Below are 23,679 nucleotides of genomic sequence, written 5' to 3'. Positions count from 1 at the left end.
CGCCGCTCCTCCCGACCTGCGCCGCTCCTCCTGACCCGCGCGCCGCGCGCGACCCGGCCCCACCGAAGGACACCACCATGAGCACCCCCGACCACGGCTTCTCGACCAGGGCCATCCACGCCGGGCAGGAGCCCGACTCCCGCACCGGCGCCGTCGTGCAGCCCATCTACCAGTCGTCCACCTTCGTGCAGGACGGCATCGGCGGGTTCCGCGACGGCTACGAGTACGCGCGCTCGGCGAACCCGACCCGCGACTCCCTGCAGGAGCTGCTGGCCTCGCTCGAGGGCGGCACCGCCGCCTACAGCTTCGCCTCCGGCCTCGCGGCGGAGGACGCGCTGCTGCGCTCCGTGCTGCGCCCCGGGTCGCGGGTGGTCATGGGCAACGACGTCTACGGCGGTACGCACCGGCTCGTGAACCGAGTCTGGACGCCCTGGGGCGTCACGCTCGAGACCGTCGAGATGACCGACCTCGACGCCGTGCGCGCGGCCGTGCGCCCCGGCGAGACCGACGTGCTCTGGGTCGAGACCCCGAGCAACCCGCTGATGAAGATCAGCGACGTCACGGCGCTCGCCGAGATCGGCCACGCCGCCGGCGCCCTCGTCGTCGTCGACAACACCTTCGCGTCGCCCGCCCTGCAGCGGCCGCTGTCGCTCGGCGCCGACGTCGTCGTGCACTCGACCACGAAGTACATCGGCGGGCACTCCGACGTGGTGGGCGGCGCGGTCGTCGTCCGCGACGCCGAGCTCGCCGAGAAGATCGGCTTCGTCCAGTTCGGGGCGGGGGCGGTCTCGGCCCCCATGGAGGCGTGGCTCACCGTGCGGGGCATCAAGACCCTCGCCGTCCGGGTCGAGCGCCACTCGTCGAACGCCCTCGAGATCGCCCGGGCCCTCGAGGGGCACCCCGCGATCGAGCGCGTCTTCTACCCGGGCCTCGAGTCGCACCCGGGGCACGAGCTCGCTGCCCGCCAGATGAGCGCCTTCGGCGGCATGCTCTCCGTGTCGCTCTCGGCCGGCGCCGCGGCGGCCCGCCGGTTCGCCGAGTCGACCGAGCTGTTCCAGCTCGCCGAGTCGCTCGGCGGCGTCGAGTCGCTGATCGGCTACCCGACCGAGATGACCCACGCCTCGGTGCGCGGCACCGAGCTCGAGGTCCCCGACACCGTGGTGCGCCTGTCGGTCGGCATCGAGGACGTCGCCGACCTGCTGGCCGACGTGCGGCAGGCGCTCGACCGCGCCCAAGGCTGACCCGGCCGCGCCTCGGACGTCGGAGGCCCCGCCTAGGGTGAGGGCATGACCACCGCCCGCGAGAGCACGCTGCCCGACGGCGGCGTGCTCTCGCCGGCCTACCGGCTGGCGACGCTCGGCATGGTGGCGCTGATCGGCATCGCGGCGTTCGAGTCGCTGGCGATCACGACGGTGATGCCGGTCATCGCGCGCGAGCTCGACGGCGAGGCGCTCTACTCGGTCGCCTTCGCGGCGCCCCTCGCCTCCGGCGTCGTCGGGATGGTCGTGGCCGGCAACTGGGCCGACCGCAGCGGCCCCCGGGTCGTGGTCACCGCCTCCATGCTGCTGTTCGCGGTGGGCCTCGGCATCGTGGGCACCGCGCCCGACATGACCGTGCTGCTGCTCGGCCGACTCGTGCAGGGCCTCGGCAGCGGTGCCGTCATCGTGGGCCTGTACGTGATGGTGTCGCGGCTCTACCCGCCCGCCCTGCACCCGTCGATCTTCGCGGGCTTCGCCGCGGCGTGGGTGGTGCCGGGGCTCGTCGGCCCCGTCGTCGCGGGCACCGTGGCCGAGGCCGCGAGCTGGCACTGGGTGTTCCTCGGCGCGCTGGTGGTCGCCGTGCCCGCCTTCGCGATGATCCTGCCGAGCCTCAGGCGCATCCCGCCCACCCTGCCCGGCGAGGGCGGTCGGCGCGTGCCCTGGAGCCTCGGGCGCATCGCCTGGTCGGTGGCCGCCGCCGCGGCCGTCATGGCCCTCAACCTGCTCTCCGAGCTGCCCCTGGCCGCCGCGGCGGCCGTCCTCGCGGCCGCCGTCGTCGTGCTCGTGGTGGCCCTGCGCCCGCTGCTGCCCCGGGGCGCCCTCGTGGCCGCGGCCGGGGTGCCCGCGCTCGTGCTGCTCCGCGGCCTCGTCGGGGCGGCGTTCCTCGGCAGCGACGTCTACCTGCCCTACATGCTGTCGGCCCAGTACGGCTTCGCGCCGGCCGCCTCGGGCATCACCCTGACGCTCGGGGCCGTCGCCTGGGCGGGTGCCAGCTGGGCCCAGGGCAGGCTCGGCGACCGGGTCGCGCAGCGCACCGGCATCCGCGTCGGCATCGTCCTCGTGCTGGTGGGCGTGCTCTCGGCGGGCGGCTCCGCCCTGTGGCACCTCCACCCGGCCGTCGTCATCGCGGGGTGGGCCCTCGCCGGCGCGGGGATGGGCTTCATGTACCCGCGCTTCTCGGTGCTCGTGCTGCGCTGGTCGGGCGACGACGAGAAGGGCTTCAACAGCTCGGCGCTGACCATCGCCGACTCGTCGGGCTCGGCGATCGCCCTGGCCGTGACGGGCGCGGCGTTCCTCCAGCTGGGCGGTGCCGACGAGCCGCGCGCCTTCGTCGCGTGCTTCGCCGTCGCGGCGGTCGTCGCCCTCACGGCGCTGCTGGTCAGCGGTCGGGGAGCTCCGCGCGGTCGCTGAGCGCGCCTCCTCGTGCCTCGGTCGAGGGGCACCCGCGCGAGTCTGCATAATGGTCTGCAGCGCGCGATGTGTACGGTCACATCGCCGATCAGCGATGGAGCGATGTGAAGCACGAGGTCGAGAAGGTGCGCGCTCCCAACATCCGCGACGTCGCGGCCCTGGCCGGCGTCTCGTACCAGACCGTGTCGCGCGTGCTCAACGACAGCCCCAGCATCCGGCCCGCCACCCGGCAGCGCGTCCTCGACGTGATCGAGCAGATCGGCTACCGGCCGAACCAGGCCGCGCGGGCCCTCTCGACGAGCCGGTCGAAGGCGATCGGCGTGCTGACGCTGCAGAACGTCCACTTCGGGCCGCAGACCATGGTCAACGCGATCGAGGTCGAGGCGCGGGCCGCGGGGTACCGGCTGAGCATCGCCAGCACCTCGAGGGCCGACGACGACGTCCGCGCCAGCATCGAGCTGCTGAGCAACCAGGCCGTGGAGGCGATCATCGTCATCGCCCCCCAGCGCAAGTTCTTCGCCGTGCTCGACGAGCTCGAGCTCCGGGTGCCGATCGTCGCGCTCGACTCGTCGCCGCGCACCGGCGCCCGCAGCCTCGCCGTCGACCAGCACGCCGGCGCCCGGCTGGCCACCCGTCACCTCATCGACCTCGGGCACAAGCACATCGTCCACGTGGCCGGTCCGCAGGACTGGATCGAGGCGGACGAGCGCATGCAGGGGTTCCTCTTCGAGATGGCCGAGGCCGACCTGCCCGTCGAGCCGCCCATCCTGGGCGACCTGACGGCCGACTTCGGCTACCTGGCCGGCCGCGAGCTGCTGCGGCGACGCGACTTCACCGCCGTGTTCTCGGCGAACGACCTGATGGCCGTCGGCCTGCTGCACGCCTTCAGGGAGGCCGGCGTCGACGTGCCGCGCGAGGTCAGCGTCGTCGGCTTCGACGACTCGCCCACGGCCCCGCACCTCTGGCCGCCGCTGACGACGGTGCGCCAGGACTTCGCTCTGATCGGCCGCCGGGCGGTCGAGCTCGTCCTCGCCGAGCTCGGGGGCGAGGCGGTGCAGGGACGCACCCTGATCGCCCCCGAGCTGGTCGTCCGCGGCTCGACCGCGCGACCCTGGTTCCTCTAGCCGACACGCGGTGGACCGGGGCATTTGACAGCGACCCCCGCCGGGATTAGCTTTGCTCCAGTCGCGGTGTGAACGGTCACATCCTGCGCGCCACGGGCCCTCTCGAAGGGCTCGGGCCCAGGGCGACGAGAGAAGACGAAGGTTCCCGACGGCCCCGGCCGACGGTGACGACGACGAGGTCGATACATGGAGGTCAGCGTGCGCGCAGCACAGATCACGATGAGCGGGAACCGCGGGGGTGCCGGCCGTGGCCGTTGACTCACCCGTTATCCTCGAGATGCGCTCCATCACCAAGGAGTTCCCCGGCGTCAAGGCGCTCGACGACGTGTCGATGCAGGTGCGCGCGGGCGAGGTGCACGCGATCTGCGGCGAGAACGGCGCCGGCAAGTCGACGCTGATGAAGGTGCTCTCCGGGGTCTACCCGTTCGGCACCTACGCCGGCGACATCGTCTACCAGGGCGAGGTGCAGAAGTTCCGCGACATCAAGTCGAGCGAGTCCGCCGGCATCGTCATCATCCACCAGGAGCTGGCGCTCATCCCCGAGCTGAGCATCACCGAGAACATCTTCCTCGGCAACGAGCCGACGCGCTTCGGCGCCATCGACTGGCAGGCCGCGAAGACGCGCTCCGTCGACCTGCTCGCCCGGGTGGGCCTCAAGGACGACCCCGACACGGCCATCAAGAACCTCGGCGTCGGCAAGCAGCAGCTGGTCGAGATCGCCAAGGCGCTGAACAAGAACGTGAAGCTGCTCATCCTCGACGAGCCCACCGCGGCTCTCAACGAGGCCGACTCGCAGCACCTGCTCGACCTGATCCGCGGGCTCAAGGGCCGCGGCATCTCGTCGATCATGATCAGCCACAAGCTCAACGAGATCGAGGCGATCGCCGACTCGATCACCATCATCCGCGACGGCAAGACGATCGAGACCCTCGACGTCAAGGCTGACGGCGTGAACGAGGACCGCATCATCCGCGGCATGGTCGGCCGCAACCTCGCGAGCCGGTTCCCCGACCGCACCCCGTCGATCGGCGAGGTCTTCTTCGAGGTCAAGGACTGGTGGGTCCGCCACCCGCAGACCGCCGAGCGGTTCGTCTGCAAGGGCTCGTCGATCACCGTGCGCAAGGGCGAGATCGTCGGCCTCGCCGGCCTGATGGGCGCCGGGCGCACCGAGCTCGCCATGAGCATCTTCGGACGCTCCTACGGTCAGTTCGTGTCCGGCGAGATCGTCAAGGACGGCGAGCGGATCGAGATCAAGAACGTCCGCGACGCCATCGACCACGGGCTCGCGTACGTCTCCGAGGACCGCAAGGTGCTCGGCCTCAACCTGCTCGACGACATCAAGCGCTCGACCGTGGCGGCCAAGCTCAGCAAGATCTCGCGCGCCTCCGTGGTGAACACCTACGAAGAGCACTCGATCGCCGAGGACTACCGCAAGAGCCTCCGGGTCAAGACGCCCACCGTCGACGAGGGCGTCGCCAAGCTCTCGGGCGGCAACCAGCAGAAGGTCGTGCTGGCGAAGTGGATGTTCACCGACCCCGACCTGCTCATCCTCGACGAGCCGACCCGCGGCATCGACGTGGGCGCCAAGTTCGAGATCTACAACATCATCAACCAGCTCGCAGCCCAGGGCAAAGGCGTGATCGTCATCTCGTCCGAGCTGCCCGAGCTGCTGGGGCTCTCCGACCGGATCTACACGATCTTCGAGGGCACCGTCACCAACGAGATCGACGCGGCGGACGCCGACGCCGAGACGCTCATGCGCACCATGACGTCGAAGAAGAAGGAGCAGGCCGCATGAGCGGAATCAAAGACCTGAAGAAGGTGTTCGGCGGCAACACCTCGAACGCTCGCCAGTTCGGCATGATCGCGACGCTCGTCGTCGCCATCGTGATCTTCCAGTTCCTCACCGGCGGGCTGACGCTCGAGCCGACGAACCTGATCGCCCTGGTCAGCCAGTACTCGTACATCCTGATCCTCGCCATCGGCATGGTGATGGTCATCGTCGCCGGGCACATCGACCTCTCGGTCGGCTCCGTCGCCGCCTTCGTCGGCATCATGGTCGCGACCTCCATGACGACGTGGAACTTCCCGTGGCCCGTCGCCATCGTCTTCGGCCTCGTCGTCGGCGCGGCGATCGGCGCCTGGCAGGGCTTCTGGGTCGCCTACGTGGGCGTCCCCGCCTTCATCGTGACCCTGGCGGGCATGCTGCTGTTCCGCGGTGCGAACCAGTTCGTCGGCAACGCGACCACGCTGCCCGTGCCCGAGGGCTACACCGTCATCGGCGCCGGCTACCTGCCCGAGTTCGGGCCGAACACGGGCTACAACAACGCGACGCTGCTGCTCGGCCTCCTGCTGGCCGCGGTCGTCGTCTGGCGCGAGTTCCGCCTCCGCCGGGTGCAGCGCACCATGGGCTCCGAGATGGCGCCCCTGTGGGTCAGCTTCGTCAAGCTCGCCGTGCTCGTCGCGATCATCCTCTACGCAGCCACGCTCTTCGGCGGCGGCCGCGTCGGCACCTCGTTCCCCATCTCGGGCATCATCCTGGGCGTGCTGGTGCTGGTCTACGGCTTCGTCACCCAGAACACGATCTTCGGCCGCCACATCTACGCGGTCGGCGGCAACTCGCACGCCGCCGAGCTGTCGGGCGTGAACGCGAAGCGCGTCAACTTCTTCGTGATGATGAACATGTCGGTCCTGGCCGCTCTCGCGGGCATGATCTACGTCGCCCGCGCCGGCGCCTCCGGCCCCCAGGACGGCCTGAACTGGGAGCTCGACGCGATCGCGTCGGTCTTCATCGGCGGCGCGGCCGTCGCCGGCGGCATCGGCACCGTGACCGGGTCGATCGTCGGTGGCTTCGTCATCGCCGTGCTCAACAACGGCCTCCAGCTGATGGGCGTCGGCTCCGACAAGGTGCAGATGATCAAGGGCCTCGTGCTGCTGATCGCCGTCGCCGTCGACGTCTACAACAAGAGCCAGGGCCGCCCGTCCATCACGGGCTTCCTGACCCGCGGCCTCCGTCGCGACAAGGACGGCGTCGCGGCCCCGGCCGCCTCGGTCGAGACCTCGACCGCCGGGCGCCAGTCCGGCGTCGGCTCGACGACGGACGCCCCCGCCGGCGCCGTCCAGCCGAACGGCGACCTGACCGACGTGCAGCGACCCAAGTCGACCACGCCCAACTAGACCCGCACCTCCGTGCGCCCGTCCACCGACGGCCGGGCGCGCATTCCCCGGGAGCACCCGCTCCCACCTGCAATCCCCCCTACAAGAAAGTAGACACAGCATGCGCAAAATCGCGCTGGCGACCATGGCGGTCGCCGCAGCAACGACGCTGATCCTGAGCGGCTGCTCGAACTCGGCTCGCACCGACGCCGGTTCGTCCGACGCGGCCTCGGGCTTCGAGCAGGGCTCGACCATCGGCGTGGCCCTGCCCGCGAAGACCAGCGAGAACTGGGTCCTCGCCGGCGACCTGTTCACCGACGGCCTCACCGAGGCGGGCTTCAAGCCCGACGTGCAGTACGCGGCCGCCTCCGGCACCGTCGCGAACCAGCAGGAAGAGATCCAGTCGATGGTGACCAAGGGCGCGAAGGTGATCATCATCGGTGCGACCGACGGTGCCCAGCTCGGCACCCAGGTCAAGGCGGCGCACGACGCCGGCGCCGTCGTCATCGCCTACGACCGTCTCATCCTCAACACCGAGGACGTCGACTACTACGTCGCCTACGACAACTTCAAGGTCGGCGAGCTCCAGGGCCAGGCCCTGCTCGACGGCATGAAGGCCAAGAAGGCCGAGGGCCCGTACAACATCGAGCTGTTCTCCGGCTCGTCGGACGACGCCAACTCCGCCGTGTTCTTCGACGGCGCCATGAGCGTCCTGCAGCCGGCCATCGACGACGGCACCGTCGTCGTCGCGTCCGGCCAGACCGACATCAAGCAGACGGCGACCGACGGCTGGAAGGCCGAGAACGCCCAGCGCCGCATGGACTCGCTGCTCACCAGCACCTACAGCTCGGCTGAGCTCGACGGCGTCCTGAGCCCCAACGACACGCTGGCCCGCGCCATCATCACGTCGGTGCAGACCGCCGGCAAGACCGTCCCGGTCGTCACTGGTCAGGACTCCGAGGTCGAGTCGGTCAAGTCGATCATGGAGGGCGTGCAGTACTCCACCATCAACAAGGACACCCGCAACCTGGTCAAGCAGGCCATCGCCATGGTGACCTCGCTGTCCGAGGGCGACAAGGCCGAGACCAACGACGACGAGTCGTACGACAACGGCTCGAAGATCGTCCCGGCCTACCTGCTGCCCCCGCAGATCGTCACCAAGGAGAACGCCGCCGAGGCGTACGCCAACGACCCCACCCTGGGCCCGCTGACGAAGTAGCGCCACCCGCACCACCAGCACCAACACGAGAGCCGATCGCCCTGCACCAGGGCGGTCGGCTCTCGCCGTCCCCGCCCGCACCCGCCCACCCGAGCGCACCCCTCGCCGAGGGCGGGTGTTCCGGTTCGAGGGCGGGTCCGTGGCGACCCGCCCTCGGCCCGGAACACCCGCCCTCGACCTCGTGCTCACCACGGCGCACCCACCGGGACGCCGCGGGCCTCGAGCTTCCGGCAGAGGGCACCGGGGCGCCACGCCTCGTCCCACCCCCAGCGGACGACATCGTTGCCCAGATCGCGCAGGTCGTCCTCGCGTCCCTTCTCGGCGAGCACCGCCTCCCTGGCTCGGTCGGTCCCGTCGAGGAAGTACTTCTCGTCGCCGTCGGCCTCGCCGATGAGCCGTAGGCGCCGCCAGAAGAAGTCGACCTCGTAGTGGCCGTCGCAGCGCGACGGGAACCGCACCTGCTGTGCCGGTCTCAGCAGGTGCCCCTGGTACATGCGGACCGCGCTGAGCGACTCGAGGGGCGAGAGCGACCCCGAGGAGGACACGGTCATCGCCGCGCGGGCCCGCACGAGCCCACGTGCTCGGCCGTGTCGAGCCAGCTCGACGGCCAGCTCCTCGGCGTCGACCAGGCCGCGCGCGAGCGCCGCGTCGATGGCGGCGACGCTGGTCACGAGGGGCTCGGTGAGGGCGACGTCCACGAGCGTCCGGACCGCCGGGGTGACGTGCACCCCGTCGAGGTCGACCGCCGAGCACACGAGCCGGCTGCGGTGAGCCCGCAAGGAGGACTCCGACCGCCCGCCGCTGACGTCGAAGCGCAGCGAATCGACCTGTTCGACCACACGCCCGACGAGGGGCAGTCCGTACAGGACGGCTGCGGAGACGTGGCTCACCAGGACGTCGCCCGGCCGCCGCAGCACCACCTCCCGGACGAACGCGCGTGCCTGCTCGTCACGGCGCAGCCCGACCCACTCGTGGGAGTCGACGTAGCTTCCCCGCCGTAGTCGGGTCAACACGCCCTCGGCGGACGCCCGCCGTCGGTCGCGGCGGTCGAAGTCGTGGACCCGGGTGAGCGTGGCGGGGGAGGAGTGGGGCGTCGTGTCCATCGTCGGATGGTCGACGAGATCGTCACCGGGTGGGGCCACGCTGCGGGGCGACTGTGGGGCGTGCGGCGTCCACGCCGTCCTGTGGAGGCGCCACGAGACGCGCGCCGTCCCCGCCGAGGGCGGGTGTTCCTGTTCGAGGGCGGGTCGTCGGCGACCCGCCCTCGGCCCGGAACACCCGCCGTCGAGGCCGGTACGGTGGTGCCGTGAGCGAGCAGGACGAGGAGGCGACGGTGCGGACCGCGCCCCCGGTCACGATCGAGCTGCTGCTCGCGTCGCCCCGCTCCCGCTACGTCGGCCGCCCCGCCGACGGCCCCGAGCCGCACCCGGCCGGCCCCGAGCTGCACGAGAGCGTCGAGGTCCGCGCCGGCCTCGGCATCGTCGGCGACCGCTACTTCGCCAAGCCCGCGCACCGGGGCGCGTCGGTGACGCTGCTCGCGGCGGAGTCCCTCGAGACGGCGGCGCGCCTCCTCGGCCTCGACCGCCCCCTCGACGCCGTCGCGGCACGGCGCAACGTCGTGACGCGCGGGCTCGACGTCGACTCGCTGCGCGGCCGCGTGATCAGCCTCGACACCGGAGACGGCCCCGTGCTGCTGCGGGCGACCCGCCCGGCGAACCCGTGCGCGTGGATGGACCACGTGCTCGCCCCGGGCGCGTTCCGGGCGCTGCGCGGTCTCGGCGGCATGCGCTGCGAGCCGCTCACCGACGGGGTGCTGCGTCTCGGCCCGGCCGTGGTCGAGCTCGACGCCGAGGGCGACGCCGCCACCGGCGCGAGCCAGTCCGTGACCGGCGCGCCCGACCCGACCGGCGCGCGCTAGCCTGCGACGGGCGTCACTGCCACCAGCTCGGCGTCATCGCCGTGATCGTGTCGAGCAGGGCCTTGCGGCTCGTGCGCTTGCCGCACAGCCAGGCCTCGATGGCGCCGACCAGGGCGTGTGCGAAGTAGCCGGCCGCGATGTGCACCGACACGCCCTCGGGCAGCGACCCCTCGGGCAGGCGCTCGATGTGCTGCAACGACGACGTCTCGAAGTGCGTCGCGAGGGCCTTGTGGATGGAGGCGTCGAGCGCGTCGGGCAGGGCGAGGCGGTACATGTCGCGGTAGCGGACGACGTGGTCGACGACCCGCTCGACCGCGCGGCGGGTGATCTCGGCGCCGTCGTCGCCGGTCGACGCGGCCCGGGCGGCCTGGTCGTCGAGCCGGATCTGGTCGAGCTCGGGCGTGATGACGTCGGTGAGCAGCCCGCCGGGCGAGGTCGCGTGGCTGTAGAACGTCGCGCGGTTGATGCCCGCCGCGCGGGTGACGTCGGCGACCGTGATCGACGACACGGCCTGCTTCGAGGCGAGCTCGACGACGGCGCCGTGCAGGGCCTTCGTCGTCTGGACGATGCGGGCGTCGACCATGGAGGCCTCCTCGGTGTCGTGCGGTGTGGAACGGTGCGGGCCGGACGGTGAGCCGGCAGCTCTGCTGAGCCTAGCGGCGCTCGAGACGCGTCGGTCTCGACCAGGCCGTGTCGAGGCGCGTCGCCGACGCCGGCCCTGTCGCGAGCGGCCGCCTCGGGGCTACGATCGTCGTCGAGCGCGCCCACCGTCGGGTGTCGTCACCCCTCCCACCCACCATCGCCTCCTGGGTGCGCGACGTCGGATCGAACCGATTCGAGCGCGCCCGGGCAGCCCGCCGTGAGGAAACCCCGTGAGCATCGTCGTCCACCCCGGAGACGCCCTGACCCGTCGTCAGCGCCTGGTCTACGTGGTCGTGCTGGGCGCCCTGACCGCGCTCGGCCCGCTCACCATCGACCTGTACCTCCCCGCGTTCCCGTCGCTCGAGGACGACCTCGCGGTCTCGGCGGGCCTCGTGCAGCTCACGCTCACGGCGACGACCATCGGCTTCGGCGTCGGGCAGCTGCTCGTCGGCCCGTGGAGCGACAAGGTCGGTCGGCGACTGCCCCTCATCGTGGCCACGGCGGTGCACATCGCCGCGAGCATCGGCGCCGCCGCGGCGCCCGACATCGCCTGGCTCGGCGTCTTCCGCGTGCTGCAGGGCATGGGAGCGGCGGCCGGCGGCGTCGTCGCCATGGCGACGGTGCGCGACCTCTTCGGCGGGCTGCCGCTCGTGCGCATGCTGTCCCGCCTGGCGCTCGTCACCGGCCTCGCGCCCGTGCTCGCCCCGGTCATCGGGTCGCAGCTGCTCCGGTTCACCGACTGGCGGGGCATCTTCTGGTTCCTCGTCGCCTACGGGGTGCTGATCCTGCTCGCCGCGGTGTTCCTCATCGTCGAGACCCTGCCCGAGTCGGCCCGCCACGGCGCCGGCCACACGACCCTCCGGCAGCGCTACAAGGCGCTCTTCAGCGACCGCGTCTTCGTCGGCGTCGCGCTCATCGGCGCGATGGTCTTCTCGGGCCTGTTCACGTACCTGTCGGCCTCGTCGTTCCTGTTCCAGGACGTCTACGGCCTCGACGCCCAGCAGTACGGCTACCTCTTCGCGGTGAACTCGCTCGGCATCGTCGTGGGCGTCCAGGTGAGCTCGCGCCTGGCCCGCCGCGTGCCGCCCGCCTACATCATCGCCGCCTCGACCACGGTGCTCTTCGTCACCGCCGGCCTCATCGTGCTGCTCGACTCGTTGCACGTGGGGCTGCTCGGCATCCTCGTGCCGCTCTGGTTCTTCATCGCCGCGTGCGGGTTCACTTTTCCGCAGGTGCAGGTGCTGGGCCTCGCGAACCACGGCAAGGAGGCCGGCACCGCCGCCTCCCTGCTCGGCGCCCTCAACTTCGGGCTGGCCGGGCTGATCTCGCCGGTCGTGGGGTTCCTCGGCATCGACTCGGCGGTGCCGATGGGCAGCGTGATGATGGTCACCTCGTCGGTCGCCATCCTCAGCCTGTGGCTGCTGGTGCGTCCACGCACGGTGCCCGCCCTCGCCCACTAGGCATAGGCGCAGCGGGCGCAGCGCGCGCAGCGGGCGCAGCCGGCGACGACCGGTCGCGGACCGGGCACGCCACGGGGCCCGACCGGCCACGAGGAGGCGCGCGACCGGACCGCAGGAGGCCCCGGCCGACCTGCGTGGGCCGACCCGCGCCTCCGTCGGTACTGTCGGCGGATGGACGCCTCGCCCCTCGCCCCCAAGCAGCCCACGGTCCGCGAGGCGGCGGTCGCCCGCCGGGTGCAGCGCCGCTGGTGGGTCTTCAGCGCCCTCGGTGCGATCGGAGTCGTGCTGCTGATCGGCGTCGTCGTGACGGCCCGTGCGGGCCGGCTCGGCATCGACGAGCGGTTCATGAACGAGCTCGTCGAGCACCGCAGCGCCTTCTGGATCGCGCCCGCCCTCGTCTTCGACACCGTCGGCGCAGGGCTGATCGGCGTGTTCGTCGTGCCGATCGGGGTCGCGGTCGTGTTCCTGCTGCGGCGTCGGCCCTGGGCCGCCCTGTACTGGATCGCCGCGTGCGCCCTGAGCGCCGGCGTGGTGCAGGTGATCAAGCACACGTTCGGCCGGGCGCGGCCGACCGAGATCCTCGTGGTGAGCGACTACGGCTCGTTCCCGTCGGGCCACACCGCGAACGCCGCGACGCTCGCCGTCGTGCTCGGCGTCGTGCTGCGCCGGGTGTGGGTCTGGGCCGCGGGCGTCGTCTGGACCGTGCTCATGTTGCTCAGCCGCACCTACCTGGGCGCGCACTGGCTCACGGACACGATCGGCGGGCTGCTGATCGGAGCGGGCGTCGCCGTCGTGCTGTGGGCGCCGGTGGCGCACCGGCTGCTCGCCGAGCAGGAACGCGTGCGGGGCCGCGGCTGGGCGTGGCAGACGCGTGACGGTGCGGGTGCCTAGGCTGACCCCATGACGGACCCCCTCGAGCAGGCCAGGGCGGAGGCCGCCGCCGCGGTCGCCGCCGCGGAGCAGGCGAAGCGCGACGCGGAGGCGGCGCTCGCCCGTGCCGAGCAGCTCGCCGCCGAGGCGCAGGCCGCGGCGAAGGAGGCGGCGGAGGCGGTGCAGGACGCCCCCGCTCCCGTCGCCCCGGCCACCGCCTCCTCGGGGCTGCTGTCGCCCGCGGCGGTCGATGCCGTGCGCGCCGGCTACGCCACCGAGGGCCCGGCCCTCGAGATCGGCGCGCTCGTCGACGGCGACGCGCTCGCCGACGTGCCCGTGCGCATCCCCCTCGGCATGCTCAACCGGCACGGCCTGATCGCGGGGGCGACGGGCACGGGCAAGACCAAGACGCTGCAGGTGCTCGCCGAGCAGCTCTCGGCGGCCGGGGTGCCGGTCTTCGCCGCCGACGTCAAGGGCGACCTCTCCGGCCTCGCGGCGCCGGGCGAGTCGAGCGAGAAGCTGCTGGCGCGCACCCGGGGCATCGGACAGGACTGGGCACCGCTCGCGGCGCCGGCCGAGTTCTTCGGCCTCGGCGACGGCGGCGGGGGCATCCCGGTGCGGGCGACCGTGAGCGGCTTCGGCCCGGTGCTGCTGAGCAAGGTCCTCGGCCTCAACGACACGCAAGAATCCAGCCTCGGCCTCGTGTTCCACTACGCCGAGCAGGCGGGGCTGCCGCTGCTCGACCTGGCCGACCTGCGCAGCGTGCTGACGTTCCTCACCAGCGACGACGGCAAGGCCGAGCTCGCGGGCCTCGGCGGGCTGAGCAAGGCGACGGTGGGGGTCGTGCTGCGCGAGCTGATCGGCTTCGCCGACCAGGGCGCCGACCGCTTCTTCGGCGAGCCCGAGATCGACACGGCGGTGTTCCTCCGCACGGCCGCCGACGGCCGGGGCATCGTGAGCCTGCTCGAGCTGCCGGGCGTGATCGACCGGCCGGCGGTGTTCTCGACGTTCCTGATGTGGCTGCTCGCCGACCTCTACAACGACCTGCCCGAGGTGGGCGACCTCGAGCGGCCGAAGCTCGTCTTCTTCTTCGACGAGGCGCACCTGCTGTTCGCGGGCGCCTCCGACGCTTTCCTCGAGCAGGTCACCCGCACGGTGCGCCTGATCCGCTCGAAGGGCGTCGGCATCGTGTTCGTGACGCAGACCCCGAAGGACGTCCCCGCCGACGTGCTCGCCCAGCTCGGCTCGCGCATCCAGCACCAGCTGCGGGCCTTCACGCCCGACGACGCGAAGGCGCTGCGGGCGACGGTCTCGACGTACCCCACCAGCGAGTACGACCTCGGCGCGGTGCTGACCGGCCTGGGCACGGGGGAGGCGGTGGTCACCGTGATGACCGAGAAGGGCGCCCCCAGCCCGGTCGCCTGGACCCGCGTGCGCGCCCCGCAGGGCTCGATGTCGCCGTTGCCCGCCGACGAGATGGCCGCGCGCGTCGCGGCGTCGCCCCTCTGGCCGGTCTACGGCACGCCCGTCGACCGTGACTCGGCGCGCGAGATGCTCGCCCGCAAGCTCGAGGCGGCCGCCCTGCGCCGGCGCGAGCTCGACGAGGCCACCGCCCGTCAGGAGGCGCTCCTCCTCGAGGCGAAGGAGGCGGCGGCCCGCGAGAAGGCCGACGCCGCGGCCCTGAAGGCGGCCGAGAAGGAGCGCCGGGCGGCCCAGGCCGAGTACGAGCGGCAGCAACGCGAGTTCGAGAAGGCCGAGCGGGCCGCCGCGCAGACGCGTGCCCGTCGGGCGGGCTCGACCCGGTCGTCCTCGTCGTCGCGGGGGCGGGGCTCCGGCGACGTGCTCGGCGACGTGCTCGGCTCGGCCGCGGGCAAGACGATCGTGCGCGAGGTCGTCAAGGGCATCTTCGGGACGCTGCGCCGGCGCTGAGAGCGGGGTGCTGCGGCCGCGGCCCAGGTGGCCAGCCGCCGGCCCTCAGCCGGTGAAGGCGCGCCAGACGAGCACGAGCACGCCCGACGCGGCGGCGAAGGCCAGCACGACGAGGCTCGTGCTGAGCCAGCGACGCCCCTCGTACCACGACCGGCTCTCGGGCCAGGTGCGGTAGAACTCGGCGGCCGACATGGGGCGCGAGACGGTGGTGACGGCGCTGCCGAGCGCCTCGGTCACCGCGGCGATCGCCTCTTCCGACCAGTAGCCGCCCCGCATCCGGAACAGCACCTGGCCGTCGTCGTCGAGGGCGACGAGCTGGGGCACGGTCTCGGTCGACGCGCCGCGGTAGGTGTGGGCCACGAGCACGGTCGCGACGGAGTCGCGGGGCAGCCGGACGGTGCCCGGCAACCAGCCGCGCTTGAAGAACTCGGTCGCGGTGACGGCGGCGTACGACACCCGGAACCGCCAGTACATGAGCAGGCCCGCGACGACCGCCACGTCGGCGACCCAGAGCACGGCGGGCCAGCGGCCGGTCGACCACGTGAGCCACAGCAGGGCGACGAGCACGGGCGCGAGGCTGAAGACGCCCGTGAGCACGGCGCTGCGGGCGATCGTGTGCCGGGGCACGGCGATCACCTCGAAGTCGTCGCGCGGGACGCGGGTCATCATGTCAGCCCCCTCGGCCGTCGGCTGCCTCCCCCCTCAGAGAGGACGGTCGTCACCCCGACGACCTGCCGTCGCTGATCATAGGGGAGGCGGTGCCCGGCCCCGACCGCTCTGTCCGGTCCGCGAAAGTCGGGCTCGCCGCCGACCCCGTGAGGGCGTCGGAGGCGCCGCGTCACCGGTCGCGGAGCTTCTCGAGGTCGCGCCGCTCGCGCTTCGTCGGGCGACCCGCGCCGCGGTCGCGCACCGGCACCGCGGCGGCCTCCTCGCGGGGCGGCGGCGGGGGAGTCAGGTCGGTCATCGCCTCGGCCGCGACGGAGGCGCCCACCCGCTTCACGAGGCAGGTGCGCACGACGAGGATCCGGTCGAACCCGGCCACCCGCACGCGCACCTCGTCGCCCGGGCGCACCGACTGCGACGCCTTGACCCGCTCGCCGTTGACCCGCACGTGCCCGGCGCGGCAGCCGCTGGTCGCCGCCGACCGCGTCTTGTAGACGCGCACGGCCCACAGCCAGCTGTCGACGCGGGCGGAGGCGGGGGAGTCCATCCGACGATGCTACGTCGACGGACGCGTCCGCGAGGGCCCGCGGCGTCCGCTACCATGGACGAGGTCGAGCGCCGGTCATGCCGTCGCCCGCCCTGGAGGATTCGCCTAGTGGCCTATGGCGCACGCTTGGAAAGCGTGTTGGGTGCAAGCCCTCAGGGGTTCGAATCCCCTATCCTCCGCACGAGAATGGCTCTTCCCTTCGGGAGGGGCCATTCGTGCTCTGTGCCCGTCTGGCGCCTCGCGGCGCGGCGGCTGCGCCGCGATCGCGATGGCCCGTCCCTGCGGGAGGGCCATCGCTCGTTCCCGGCTAGGAGGCGGCGGTCGCGTCGAGCGACAGGGTCATGTACCGCAGGTCGAGCCAGCGCCCGAACTTGACGCCGACCTCGCGCAGCAGGCCCGCGTCCTCGAAGCCCAGCGACCGGTGCAGCCGCACCGAGCCCTCGTTGCCGGCCTCGACCAGGGCGACCATGACGTGGTGGCCCGCCTCCGTGGCTCCGGCGACCAGCGCCTCCAGCAGGCTGCGGCCGATGCCGGCGCCCTGGTGGCCCTCGCGCACGTAGACGCTGTTCTCGACGGTGTGCCGGTAGCCGTCCTTCGCGTGGAAGGGTCCGAAGCTCGCGTACCCGACGACGAGGTCGCCCTCGACGGCGACGAGGGCGGCGGTGCCGGGCCGGCTGTGCGCGGCGAGCCAGTCGCGGCGGCCCTGCAGGTCGGGCACGACGTCGGTCCAGATGGCGGTCGAGTGCGCGACCGCGTCGGCGTGGATCTCGAGGACCCCGGGCAGGTCGGACTCGACGGCAGGACGGATCAGCATGGACCGAGCCTAGGAGGAGCGGCGCCGGCCGCGCAGTCCGCTCCTGGACGCGGGCCCGTGCTCGGCGCGTAGCGTCGGGGCATGAGCGACGACACCTACACCGCATCCTTCCTCGGCGACGACGGCCAGGAGGCCCGCACCGAGCAGCTCGAGTCGATCGGCGGCGAGCCGCAGAAGAGCCTCGTCCGCCCCGCGGCCGACGGCGGCGACGACGTCAACTGGGAGCTCGACACCGACAGCTCCACCGGCGACAAGGCCGTCTACCGGTCGCTCGGCGTCGCGCAGCACGACTACTCCTGACGCCCCCTCCCCGGCACCTCGGAGCCCGCCGGACGTAGGCTGGACGACGTGTCCACCCGCATCTACATCACGTCCGCAGAAGGCCACACCGGCAAGTCGACCATCGCCCTCGGCGTGCTCGACACCCTGAGCCACGAGGTCGGCCGGGTGGGGGTGTTCCGGCCCGTCGCGCGGTCGACGCGCGAGCGCGACTACGTGCTCGAGCTGCTGCTCGCGCACGACAGCGTCGACCTCGACTACGACGAGTGCGTCGGCGTCACCTACGACGACGTGCACCGCGACCCCGACGAGGCGCTCGCCGCCATCGTCAGCCGGTTCTCGGCGGTCGAGCGGCAGTGCGACGCCGTCGTCGTCATCGGCTCCGACTACACCGACGTCGGCAGCCCCACCGAGCTGTCGTTCAACGCCCGGGTGGCCGCCAACCTCGGCGCCCCCGTGCTGCTCGTTCTCGGCGGCCGCAGCGCCGCCGACGGCACGACCGCCCGCACCGGCGCCGACATGCGGCAGGTGGCCGAGGTCACCACCGCCGAGCTCCGGTCGGAGCACGCCAGCCTGCTCGCCGTCGTCGCGAACCGCGTCGAGCCCGAGCACCTCGACGACGTGGTCGACGGCATCGGCCAGGCGCTGGCGGCGAGCCCCTCGGGTGCCGTGCCCGTCTGGGCCCTGCCGGAGGACCGCCTCCTCGTGGCCCCGACCGTGCGCGCCGTGCTCGACGCGACCGGGTCGACCTTCGTGCGCGGCGACGAGGCGCTGCTCGACCGCGAGGTCGAGGGCGTCGTCGTGGCGGCCATGTCGATGGAGAACGTGCTGCCCCGCCTCATCGAGGGCGCGGTCGTCGTGGTGCCCGGCGACCGGTCCGACGTGCTCGTCGCGACGGTGCTGGCCCACGCCTCCGAGACGTTCCCGTCGCTCGCCGCCGTCGTGCTCAACGGCGGCTTCGAGCTCGCGCCCCAGGTCGACCGCCTCGTCGAGGGCCTCGGCAGCACCCTGCCCATCGCCCGCAGCGAGCTCGGCACCTACGACACGGCCCTCGCGATCACGCAGACGCGGGGCCGCCTCGCCGCCGACTCGCCCCGCAAGTACGACCTGGCGCTGTCGCTGTTCGAGACCCACGTCGACGGCGCCGAGCTGCTGCGCCTGCTCGAGGTCAGCCCGTCCGGCGTCGTCACGCCGCTGATGTTCGAGCACCAGCTGCTCGAGCGCGCCCGCAGCGTGAAGAAGCACATCGTGCTGCCCGAGGGCGACGACGACCGCATCCTCCGTGCCGCGTCGACGCTGCTGCAGCGCGGCGTCGCCGACCTGACCCTGCTCGGCGACGAGACGGTCGTGCGGGCCCGCGGCGCCGAGCTCGGCCTCGACCTCGCCGACGCCCGCGTGCTCGATCCCTTCGACGCCAGCCTGCAGGTCCGGTTCGCCGCCGAGTACGCCAAGCTGCGCGCCCACAAGGGCATCTCGGCGTCGATGGCGATGGACACCGTCACCGACGTCTCGTACTTCGGCACGATGATGGTCAAGCTGGGCCTCGCCGACGGCATGGTGTCCGGCGCCGCGCACACGACGGCCCACACCATCCGCCCCGCCTTCGAGGTGATCAAGACGGTGCCCGGCGTCGGCGTCGTGTCGAGCGTGTTCCTCATGGCGCTCGCCGACCGCGTGCTCGTCTACGGCGACTGCGCCGTCATCCCCGACCCCACCGCCGAGCAGCTCGCCGACATCGCCATCTCGTCGGCCGAGACCGCCGTGCAGTTCGGCATCGAGCCGCGCGTCGCCATGCTCAGCTACAGCACCGGCGACAGCGGCTCGGGCGCCGACGTCGAGAAGGTGCGCGCCGCGACCGCGCTCGTGCGCGAGCGACGGCCCGACCTGCTGGTCGAGGGGCCGATCCAGTACGACGCCGCGGCCGACCCGGTCGTCGCCGCGGCGAAGATGCCCGACTCGGAGGTCGCCGGGCGGGCCACCGTGTTCATCTTCCCGGACCTCAACACCGGCAACAACACGTACAAGGCCGTGCAGCGCAGCGCCGGCGCGGTCGCGATCGGGCCCATCCTGCAGGGCCTCCGCAAGCCGATCAACGACCTCTCGCGCGGCGCCCTCGTCGGCGACATCGTCAACACGGTCGCCATCACCGCCATCCAGGCCGGCACCGAGACCACCACCACCGAAGGGACCACCCCGTGAGCGCAGTGCTCGTCGTCAACTCCGGCTCGTCGTCGTTCAAGTACCAGCTGATCGAGCTCGACGGCGAGACGACGCTCGCCTCGGGGCTCGTCGAGCGGATCGGGGAGGCGGTGGGCCAGACCCGGCACCGCAACCACCTCACCGGCGACGAGAGCAGCAACGACTCGCAGCCGATCGCCGACCACGCCGCGGGCTTCGAGGCGATGATGACCGCGTTCGCCGCCCAGGGCCCGTCGTTCGACGAGCACCCGCCCGTCGCCGTCGGCCACCGCGTCGTGCACGGGGGAGTCGAGTTCGACCGCGCCACCGTCGTCACCGACGACGTCGAGGCGGCCATCGACCGGCTCTCGGCACTCGCCCCGCTGCACAACCCGGCCAACCTGCAGGGCATCCGGGCCGCCAAGGAGGCGTTCGCCGACGTGCCCCACGTGGCCGTCTTCGACACGGCGTTCCACCAGACCCTGGCCCCCGCCGCGTACACCTACGCGATCGACGCCGAGCTGGCGGCGAAGCACCACGTGCGCCGCTTCGGGTTCCACGGCACGTCGCACAAGTACGTCTCGGAGAAGACCGCCGAGTTCCTCGGACGCCCGCTCGCCGAGCTCAAGATCATCGTGCTGCACCTCGGCAACGGGGCGTCGGCCGCCGCGATCGACGGCGGCCGCTCGATCGAGACGAGCATGGGCATGACCCCGCTCGAGGGCCTCGTCATGGGCACCCGCTCGGGCGACATCGACCCCGCCGCCGTGTTCCACCTGCACCGCGAGGCCGGCCTCGGCTTCGACGAGCTCGAGACCCTGCTCAACAAGGGCAGCGGCCTGCTCGGGCTCACCGGCAGCGGCGACATGCGCGACGTGCAGGACAGCGCCTCGCGCGGCGACGCCGTCTCCGAGTCGGCGCTCGCCGTCTACCGCCACAGGATCCGCCACTACGTCGGCGCGTACGTCGCGCAGCTCGGCGGCCTCGACGCCGTCGTGTTCACCGCCGGCGTCGGCGAGAACAACGCGCTGCTGCGTCGTCGCACCCTCGCCGGGCTCGACTTCTTCGGCATCCGCGTCGACGACGACCGCAACGAACTCGCCTCCCGCGACGCCCGCCGCATCTCGCCCGAGGGCGCGTCCGTCGAGGTGCTCGTCGTCCCGACGAACGAGGAGCTCGAGATCGCGCGACAGGCTGCGGCGCTCAGCTGACCCGGCCGTCACGGGACGAGAGAGGCCCCGGAGGCGCACGTCGCGCCTCCGGGGCCTCTCTCGTCGACGGCGGGGCAGGCCCCGGTCCGACCTCTAGTACTTGATGGTGGCGAGCGCGTCCGAGACGCCGGTCTCGCCCGAGATCAGCTCGAACTGCGTCCGGACGGCCGTGCCCTCGACGATCGCCGTCGCGATGACCTCGGCGACGTCGGCACGGGGGACCGTGCCGCGCTCGACCTTCTGGCCGACCGTCACCTGGCCGGTGCCGGCGTCGTCCGTGAGGCCGCCGGGGCGGACGATCGTCCAGTCGAGGCCGTCACGGGCACGCAGGTCGGCGTCGGCCTCGCTCTTCGCGCGCATGTAGACCTGGTAGACGGCGTCGTCGTCCTCGGCGGGCAGCTGGGCCGCCTCGGGGTCGAAGTCGTCCGTGCCGAACGCGGACACCATCACGTAGCGCGAGACGCCGGCCTTCTCGGCGGCGTCGGCCAACAGGATCGCCCCGTCGCGGTCGATCGTGAGCTTGCGCTCCGCGCCGCTGCCGCCCCCGCCGCCGGCCGCGAACACCACGGCGTCGGCGCCGTCGAGGTGGCCCGCGAGGGTCTCGACGTCGGTCTGCTCCAGGTCGAGCACGAGCGCACGGGCACCCGCCGCCTCGAGGTCGGACGTGTGGTCGGGGTTGCGGACGATGCCCACCGGGTCGTGCCCGGCGTCGGCGAGTCGGCGTTCGAGGAGCTGGGCGATCTTGCCGTGTCCTCCGGCGATGACGATTCTCATGCACCCAGGCAACACCCCGGGTCGCGCGAGGCGCCCAGCACCCGCTAAACTTCTCGAGGCTCCTCACGTGGCGCCATCCAGGCCAACTCCCCCAGGGCGGAAACGCAGCAAGGGCAACCGGGCTCTGGCGGGTGCGTGAGGAGCTGCTTCTTTTTGACGTGCCGCCGCCCCTGCGGCACTGCGGCGTGGCCTCCTGCCTGGTCGAGACAGGGTTGGCCGGTCGCGTACTCGAGGGAGGCGCCGCCTCTGCACGGGCGCTGCGGCGCTGCGGGTCAGGTGACGGGGGCGTTGCAGACCGAGCCGAGGCCCAGGGTCACGAGCGTCACCGAGTACCCGGGAGACTGCGGCGACGTCCAGGGCGCCGTCCCCACGATCGCCTGCACGCGATAGGTGGAGGTGCCCCCGCCCAGCAGCGACCCCGACAGGGGGTACGACGTCGCCGTCCCGGTCGACGTCGTGGCGACCGTCGCGCCGTCCTTGAGGATCCGCCACCCTGAGGGGGCGACGCCCCCGGAGCTCGCGGGGGCCGACCAGGTCAGGGTCGGGGAACCCAGCGCCCCGCCGCCCGTGCAGGTCAGGGTCGACGCGGCCACCAGGCTGCCGGTCTTGAGGGTCGAGGTGCCGCGCGAGGTGTCCGCGAAGGCGGCGAGGGTCGGCTCCGGGGGAGCGGCGGCGAGCGCGGCCGCGAGAGCCAGGGCGACGACGCCCGAGACCACGGCGGCGCCGGAGGTCCGGTGCCGGCCGGCAGCGTGGCGCGGCCCGTCCTCGCGACCGGCGGGCGCCTCCTCGGCTCCCTCGTCGGCTCCGGGCGGCACGTCGCGCGCGGTCGCCGCGAGCTCGTCGGGGCCCGGGCGCCGGAAGCCGATCATCGCCAGCATGCCGAAGAGCGTCCCGACGACGAACACCCAGCCCGGACGCAGCGCCTGGTCGACCCACTCGCCGAGCCGCGGCGTCGACCAGAAGACGCGGTCCGCCTCCGCGACGACGACGGGCTCGGGGTCGGTGACCGGGTTCGCGTCGCCCTTGAGCACGAGCGAGCGGGAGGCGCCGCCCGCGTCGTCCGCCTCGACCACGCGGTGGGTCACCCGGACGCCGTCCGCGCGCGGGACGCTCACGACGTCGCCCGGGCGCACCTCCGAGGCCGGGACGGTCTTCGCCAGGGCGAGCGCGCCGGTGGGGATGCCCGGCGACATCGACCCCGAGCGGAACACGAGGGGCGTCACCCCGGCGACGACCGCGAGGGCCGCGGCGGTCAGGCAGACCACTCCCGTCAGGGCGCCGGCCCACAGGACGACCTCGCGCGCGACGAAGCGCGCCCGTGCCGACCGGCGGGCGTGGTCGAGCGGCGGCCGGTCGTGCCGCGCGCGCCCGGGGGAGGACGCCATCGGTGGCTCCCCTCGTCGAGCGTCGGGCAGGTGGATCGTGGGGGGAACGGCGGAGTCGGGCACCCGACGCCGGACTCCGCCGCTCCCTGTCCGGGCCGCGTCCGCCTAGGGAGGCGGGGGCTCCGGGACGCCCGCCCTGGGAGGCGGGGGCCGAGGGCTACTGCTGGGTGGCGGTGACCGTCATGGTCGCGGTCACGCTCTTGGCCTGCACCGCGTTGCCGGCGTCGGGGGCGACCTCCGCGCGGACGCAGAGGTACTCGACCTGGCCGACGCCCAGGGGGCGGGGCGCGGCGGTCGCCGGGCCAGCGCTGAGCTTCGTCGTCGCCGCGGTGACCACCGTGGTCGCCGCCGTGAAGGCGCCCGCGTTGCAGGTCGGCGCCGTGCTGGTGTCGGCGGCCGTGCCGAGGCTGGCGACGCCGAAGTTGAGCGCCGCGGCGAGCACCTGGGGGTCGGTGCCCGTCGTGCTCGTCGTCGCGTACGTGTAGCCGAACGGGAGCGAGCCGGCGTTCTTGACCGTGAGGAGCGCGTAGGTCGTGTCCCCGGGCTTCGCGGCCGTCATCGTCAGGCCGGTGAGGGCCGTCGTCGAGTCCTGGTCGTTGAGCTTGAGGTCGAGGACGCCGGTGCTGAAGCTGCCGGTCGCGGTGACGGTGTCGGTGAACGCCGCGAGGGTGGCGACGGTGCCGAGCCCGAGCACGGTGCCCAGGGCCAGCACGGCCCTGACCTTGCCCGAGACGGAGAGGCGGTGGGCGCGCGAGGACGCCGTGGCTGCGGACATGCGGGTGTCTCCTGATCCTGATCCTGGCCGGTGGGCCGCGAGGGTGGGTCGCGACCGGGGCGTCCC

General features: G+C 72.9%; 21 protein-coding genes, 1 tRNA gene and 1 other RNA gene. 15 read left to right on the top strand and 8 right to left on the bottom strand.

Annotated features, from left to right (window positions below):
- Positions 1-77 precede the first annotated feature (77 nt).
- The 6 genes from FHR78_RS04115 to FHR78_RS04090 all read left to right on the top strand — a co-directional run bounded on the left by FHR78_RS04115 (position 78) and on the right by FHR78_RS04090 (position 8,168).
- Positions 78-1,241, top strand: a complete 1,164-nt coding sequence (locus FHR78_RS04115; RefSeq protein WP_166759207.1) for a cystathionine gamma-synthase — start codon at positions 78-80, stop codon at positions 1,239-1,241.
- Between the two features lie 45 nt (positions 1,242-1,286).
- Positions 1,287-2,669, top strand: a complete 1,383-nt coding sequence (locus FHR78_RS04110; RefSeq protein ID WP_166759206.1) for an MFS transporter — start codon at positions 1,287-1,289, stop codon at positions 2,667-2,669.
- Positions 2,670-2,773: 104 nt separating this feature from the next.
- Positions 2,774-3,793, top strand: a complete 1,020-nt coding sequence (locus tag FHR78_RS04105) for a substrate-binding domain-containing protein (protein WP_166759205.1) — start codon at positions 2,774-2,776, stop codon at positions 3,791-3,793.
- Positions 3,794-4,070: 277 nt separating this feature from the next.
- Complete coding sequence (gene mmsA, locus FHR78_RS04100; RefSeq protein ID WP_166759204.1) at positions 4,071-5,591, top strand: multiple monosaccharide ABC transporter ATP-binding protein; 1,521 nt, start codon at positions 4,071-4,073, stop codon at positions 5,589-5,591.
- Between the two features lie 5 nt (positions 5,592-5,596).
- Positions 5,597-6,970 carry a multiple monosaccharide ABC transporter permease gene (gene mmsB, locus FHR78_RS04095; protein WP_347878088.1) on the top strand — a complete coding sequence of 458 codons (1,374 nt, stop codon included), beginning with the start codon at positions 5,597-5,599 and terminating at the stop codon, positions 6,968-6,970.
- 100 nt (positions 6,971-7,070) lie between these two features.
- Entirely contained in the window at positions 7,071-8,168 is a 1,098-nt protein-coding gene (locus tag FHR78_RS04090) for a substrate-binding domain-containing protein (protein WP_166759202.1), read from the top strand.
- Between the two features lie 185 nt (positions 8,169-8,353).
- On the opposite strand, the gene FHR78_RS04085 is transcribed toward FHR78_RS04090, so the two are convergent.
- Positions 8,354-9,271, bottom strand: a complete 918-nt coding sequence (locus FHR78_RS04085; RefSeq protein ID WP_166759201.1) for a hypothetical protein — start codon at positions 9,269-9,271, stop codon at positions 8,354-8,356.
- A 203-nt stretch (positions 9,272-9,474) separates the two neighbouring features.
- Here FHR78_RS04085 and FHR78_RS04080 point away from each other — a divergent pair, with 203 nt between their 5' ends.
- Positions 9,475-10,086 carry an MOSC domain-containing protein gene (locus FHR78_RS04080; protein ID WP_347878038.1) on the top strand — a complete coding sequence of 204 codons (612 nt, stop codon included), beginning with the start codon at positions 9,475-9,477 and terminating at the stop codon, positions 10,084-10,086.
- 13 nt (positions 10,087-10,099) lie between these two features.
- Here FHR78_RS04080 and FHR78_RS04075 read toward each other — a convergent pair whose 3' ends face one another.
- Positions 10,100-10,669 (bottom strand): TetR/AcrR family transcriptional regulator, encoded by a 570-nt coding sequence (locus FHR78_RS04075; RefSeq protein ID WP_166759200.1) that lies wholly within the window; start codon positions 10,667-10,669, stop codon positions 10,100-10,102.
- Between the two features lie 289 nt (positions 10,670-10,958).
- Here FHR78_RS04075 and FHR78_RS04070 point away from each other — a divergent pair, with 289 nt between their 5' ends.
- From FHR78_RS04070 to FHR78_RS04060, 3 genes are all read left to right on the top strand, one after another.
- Entirely contained in the window at positions 10,959-12,188 is a 1,230-nt protein-coding gene (locus FHR78_RS04070; RefSeq protein WP_166759199.1) for a Bcr/CflA family efflux MFS transporter, read from the top strand.
- Between the two features lie 171 nt (positions 12,189-12,359).
- Positions 12,360-13,079, top strand: coding sequence for a phosphatase PAP2 family protein (locus FHR78_RS04065; RefSeq protein ID WP_166759198.1), 720 nt, complete (start codon positions 12,360-12,362; stop codon positions 13,077-13,079).
- A gap of 9 nt (positions 13,080-13,088) precedes the next feature.
- On the top strand, positions 13,089-14,987 hold the full coding sequence (locus FHR78_RS04060) for a helicase HerA-like domain-containing protein (protein ID WP_166759197.1): 1,899 nt from the start codon (positions 13,089-13,091) through the stop codon (positions 14,985-14,987).
- Between the two features lie 45 nt (positions 14,988-15,032).
- Here FHR78_RS04060 and FHR78_RS04055 read toward each other — a convergent pair whose 3' ends face one another.
- Complete coding sequence (locus tag FHR78_RS04055) at positions 15,033-15,656, bottom strand: hypothetical protein (RefSeq protein WP_166759196.1); 624 nt, start codon at positions 15,654-15,656, stop codon at positions 15,033-15,035.
- A gap of 169 nt (positions 15,657-15,825) precedes the next feature.
- Positions 15,826-16,197: an RNA-binding S4 domain-containing protein gene (locus FHR78_RS04050; RefSeq protein ID WP_166759195.1), complete on the bottom strand. Its 372-nt coding sequence runs from the start codon at positions 16,195-16,197 to the stop codon at positions 15,826-15,828.
- A 94-nt stretch (positions 16,198-16,291) separates the two neighbouring features.
- On the opposite strand from FHR78_RS04050, the gene FHR78_RS04045 reads away from it, so the two are divergent.
- A tRNA-Ser gene (locus tag FHR78_RS04045) sits at positions 16,292-16,376 on the top strand.
- Between the two features lie 128 nt (positions 16,377-16,504).
- Here the strand turns inward: FHR78_RS04045 and FHR78_RS04040 are convergent.
- Entirely contained in the window at positions 16,505-17,011 is a 507-nt protein-coding gene (locus tag FHR78_RS04040; RefSeq protein WP_166759194.1) for a GNAT family N-acetyltransferase, read from the bottom strand.
- 81 nt (positions 17,012-17,092) lie between these two features.
- On the opposite strand from FHR78_RS04040, the gene FHR78_RS04035 reads away from it, so the two are divergent.
- Genes FHR78_RS04035 through FHR78_RS04025 form a run of 3 tightly spaced genes read left to right on the top strand, consistent with a single transcriptional unit; the run spans position 17,093 to position 20,679 of the window.
- On the top strand, positions 17,093-17,311 hold the full coding sequence (locus FHR78_RS04035) for a hypothetical protein (RefSeq protein WP_166759193.1): 219 nt from the start codon (positions 17,093-17,095) through the stop codon (positions 17,309-17,311).
- Positions 17,312-17,359: 48 nt separating this feature from the next.
- Positions 17,360-19,489 carry a phosphate acetyltransferase gene (pta, locus tag FHR78_RS04030; RefSeq protein ID WP_166759192.1) on the top strand — a complete coding sequence of 710 codons (2,130 nt, stop codon included), beginning with the start codon at positions 17,360-17,362 and terminating at the stop codon, positions 19,487-19,489.
- On the top strand, positions 19,486-20,679 hold the full coding sequence (locus tag FHR78_RS04025; protein ID WP_166759191.1) for an acetate/propionate family kinase: 1,194 nt from the start codon (positions 19,486-19,488) through the stop codon (positions 20,677-20,679). The genes pta and FHR78_RS04025 overlap by 4 nt, the downstream gene beginning before the upstream one ends.
- Positions 20,680-20,772: 93 nt before the next feature.
- On the opposite strand, the gene FHR78_RS04020 is transcribed toward FHR78_RS04025, so the two are convergent.
- Positions 20,773-21,453, bottom strand: coding sequence for an SDR family oxidoreductase (locus FHR78_RS04020; RefSeq protein ID WP_166759190.1), 681 nt, complete (start codon positions 21,451-21,453; stop codon positions 20,773-20,775).
- Positions 21,454-21,507: 54 nt separating this feature from the next.
- Between FHR78_RS04020 and ffs the strand changes: the two genes are divergently transcribed.
- Positions 21,508-21,604, top strand: an RNA gene (gene ffs, locus FHR78_RS04015) — signal recognition particle sRNA small type.
- Positions 21,605-21,725: 121 nt separating this feature from the next.
- On the opposite strand, the gene FHR78_RS04010 is transcribed toward ffs, so the two are convergent.
- Both FHR78_RS04010 and FHR78_RS04005 read right to left on the bottom strand, forming a co-directional pair.
- Entirely contained in the window at positions 21,726-22,838 is a 1,113-nt protein-coding gene (locus FHR78_RS04010) for a signal peptidase I (protein ID WP_166759189.1), read from the bottom strand.
- Between the two features lie 157 nt (positions 22,839-22,995).
- Positions 22,996-23,613: a TasA family protein gene (locus FHR78_RS04005; RefSeq protein ID WP_166759188.1), complete on the bottom strand. Its 618-nt coding sequence runs from the start codon at positions 23,611-23,613 to the stop codon at positions 22,996-22,998.
- Between the last annotated feature and the right edge of the window lie 66 nt (positions 23,614-23,679).

The organism is Frigoribacterium faeni, assembly GCF_011761235.1.
Classification (GTDB): Bacteria; Actinomycetota; Actinomycetes; order Actinomycetales; family Microbacteriaceae; genus Frigoribacterium; species Frigoribacterium faeni_A.
The sequence above is the reverse complement of the archived record's forward strand: the minus strand, read 5'-3'. Positions and strand labels throughout refer to the sequence as shown.

Excerpts from the sequence above, each read along its gene's own strand:
- FHR78_RS04115 (WP_166759207.1), top strand. The coding sequence starts at position 78 with ATGAGCACCCCCGACCACGGCTTCTCGACCAGGGCCATCCACGCCGGG.
- FHR78_RS04110 (WP_166759206.1), top strand. The coding sequence starts at position 1,287 with ATGACCACCGCCCGCGAGAGCACGCTGCCCGACGGCGGCGTGCTCTCG.
- mmsA (WP_166759204.1), top strand. The coding sequence starts at position 4,071 with ATGCGCTCCATCACCAAGGAGTTCCCCGGCGTCAAGGCGCTCGACGAC.
- FHR78_RS04090 (WP_166759202.1), top strand. The coding sequence starts at position 7,071 with ATGCGCAAAATCGCGCTGGCGACCATGGCGGTCGCCGCAGCAACGACG.
- FHR78_RS04085 (WP_166759201.1), bottom strand. The coding sequence starts at position 9,271 with ATGGACACGACGCCCCACTCCTCCCCCGCCACGCTCACCCGGGTCCAC.
- FHR78_RS04075 (WP_166759200.1), bottom strand. The coding sequence starts at position 10,669 with ATGGTCGACGCCCGCATCGTCCAGACGACGAAGGCCCTGCACGGCGCC.
- FHR78_RS04065 (WP_166759198.1), top strand. The coding sequence starts at position 12,360 with ATGGACGCCTCGCCCCTCGCCCCCAAGCAGCCCACGGTCCGCGAGGCG.
- FHR78_RS04060 (WP_166759197.1), top strand. The coding sequence starts at position 13,089 with ATGACGGACCCCCTCGAGCAGGCCAGGGCGGAGGCCGCCGCCGCGGTC.
- FHR78_RS04055 (WP_166759196.1), bottom strand. The coding sequence starts at position 15,656 with ATGATGACCCGCGTCCCGCGCGACGACTTCGAGGTGATCGCCGTGCCC.
- FHR78_RS04050 (WP_166759195.1), bottom strand. The coding sequence starts at position 16,197 with ATGGACTCCCCCGCCTCCGCCCGCGTCGACAGCTGGCTGTGGGCCGTG.
- FHR78_RS04040 (WP_166759194.1), bottom strand. The coding sequence starts at position 17,011 with ATGCTGATCCGTCCTGCCGTCGAGTCCGACCTGCCCGGGGTCCTCGAG.
- FHR78_RS04035 (WP_166759193.1), top strand. The coding sequence starts at position 17,093 with ATGAGCGACGACACCTACACCGCATCCTTCCTCGGCGACGACGGCCAG.
- FHR78_RS04020 (WP_166759190.1), bottom strand. The coding sequence starts at position 21,453 with ATGAGAATCGTCATCGCCGGAGGACACGGCAAGATCGCCCAGCTCCTC.
- FHR78_RS04010 (WP_166759189.1), bottom strand. The coding sequence starts at position 22,838 with ATGGCGTCCTCCCCCGGGCGCGCGCGGCACGACCGGCCGCCGCTCGAC.
- FHR78_RS04005 (WP_166759188.1), bottom strand. The coding sequence starts at position 23,613 with ATGTCCGCAGCCACGGCGTCCTCGCGCGCCCACCGCCTCTCCGTCTCG.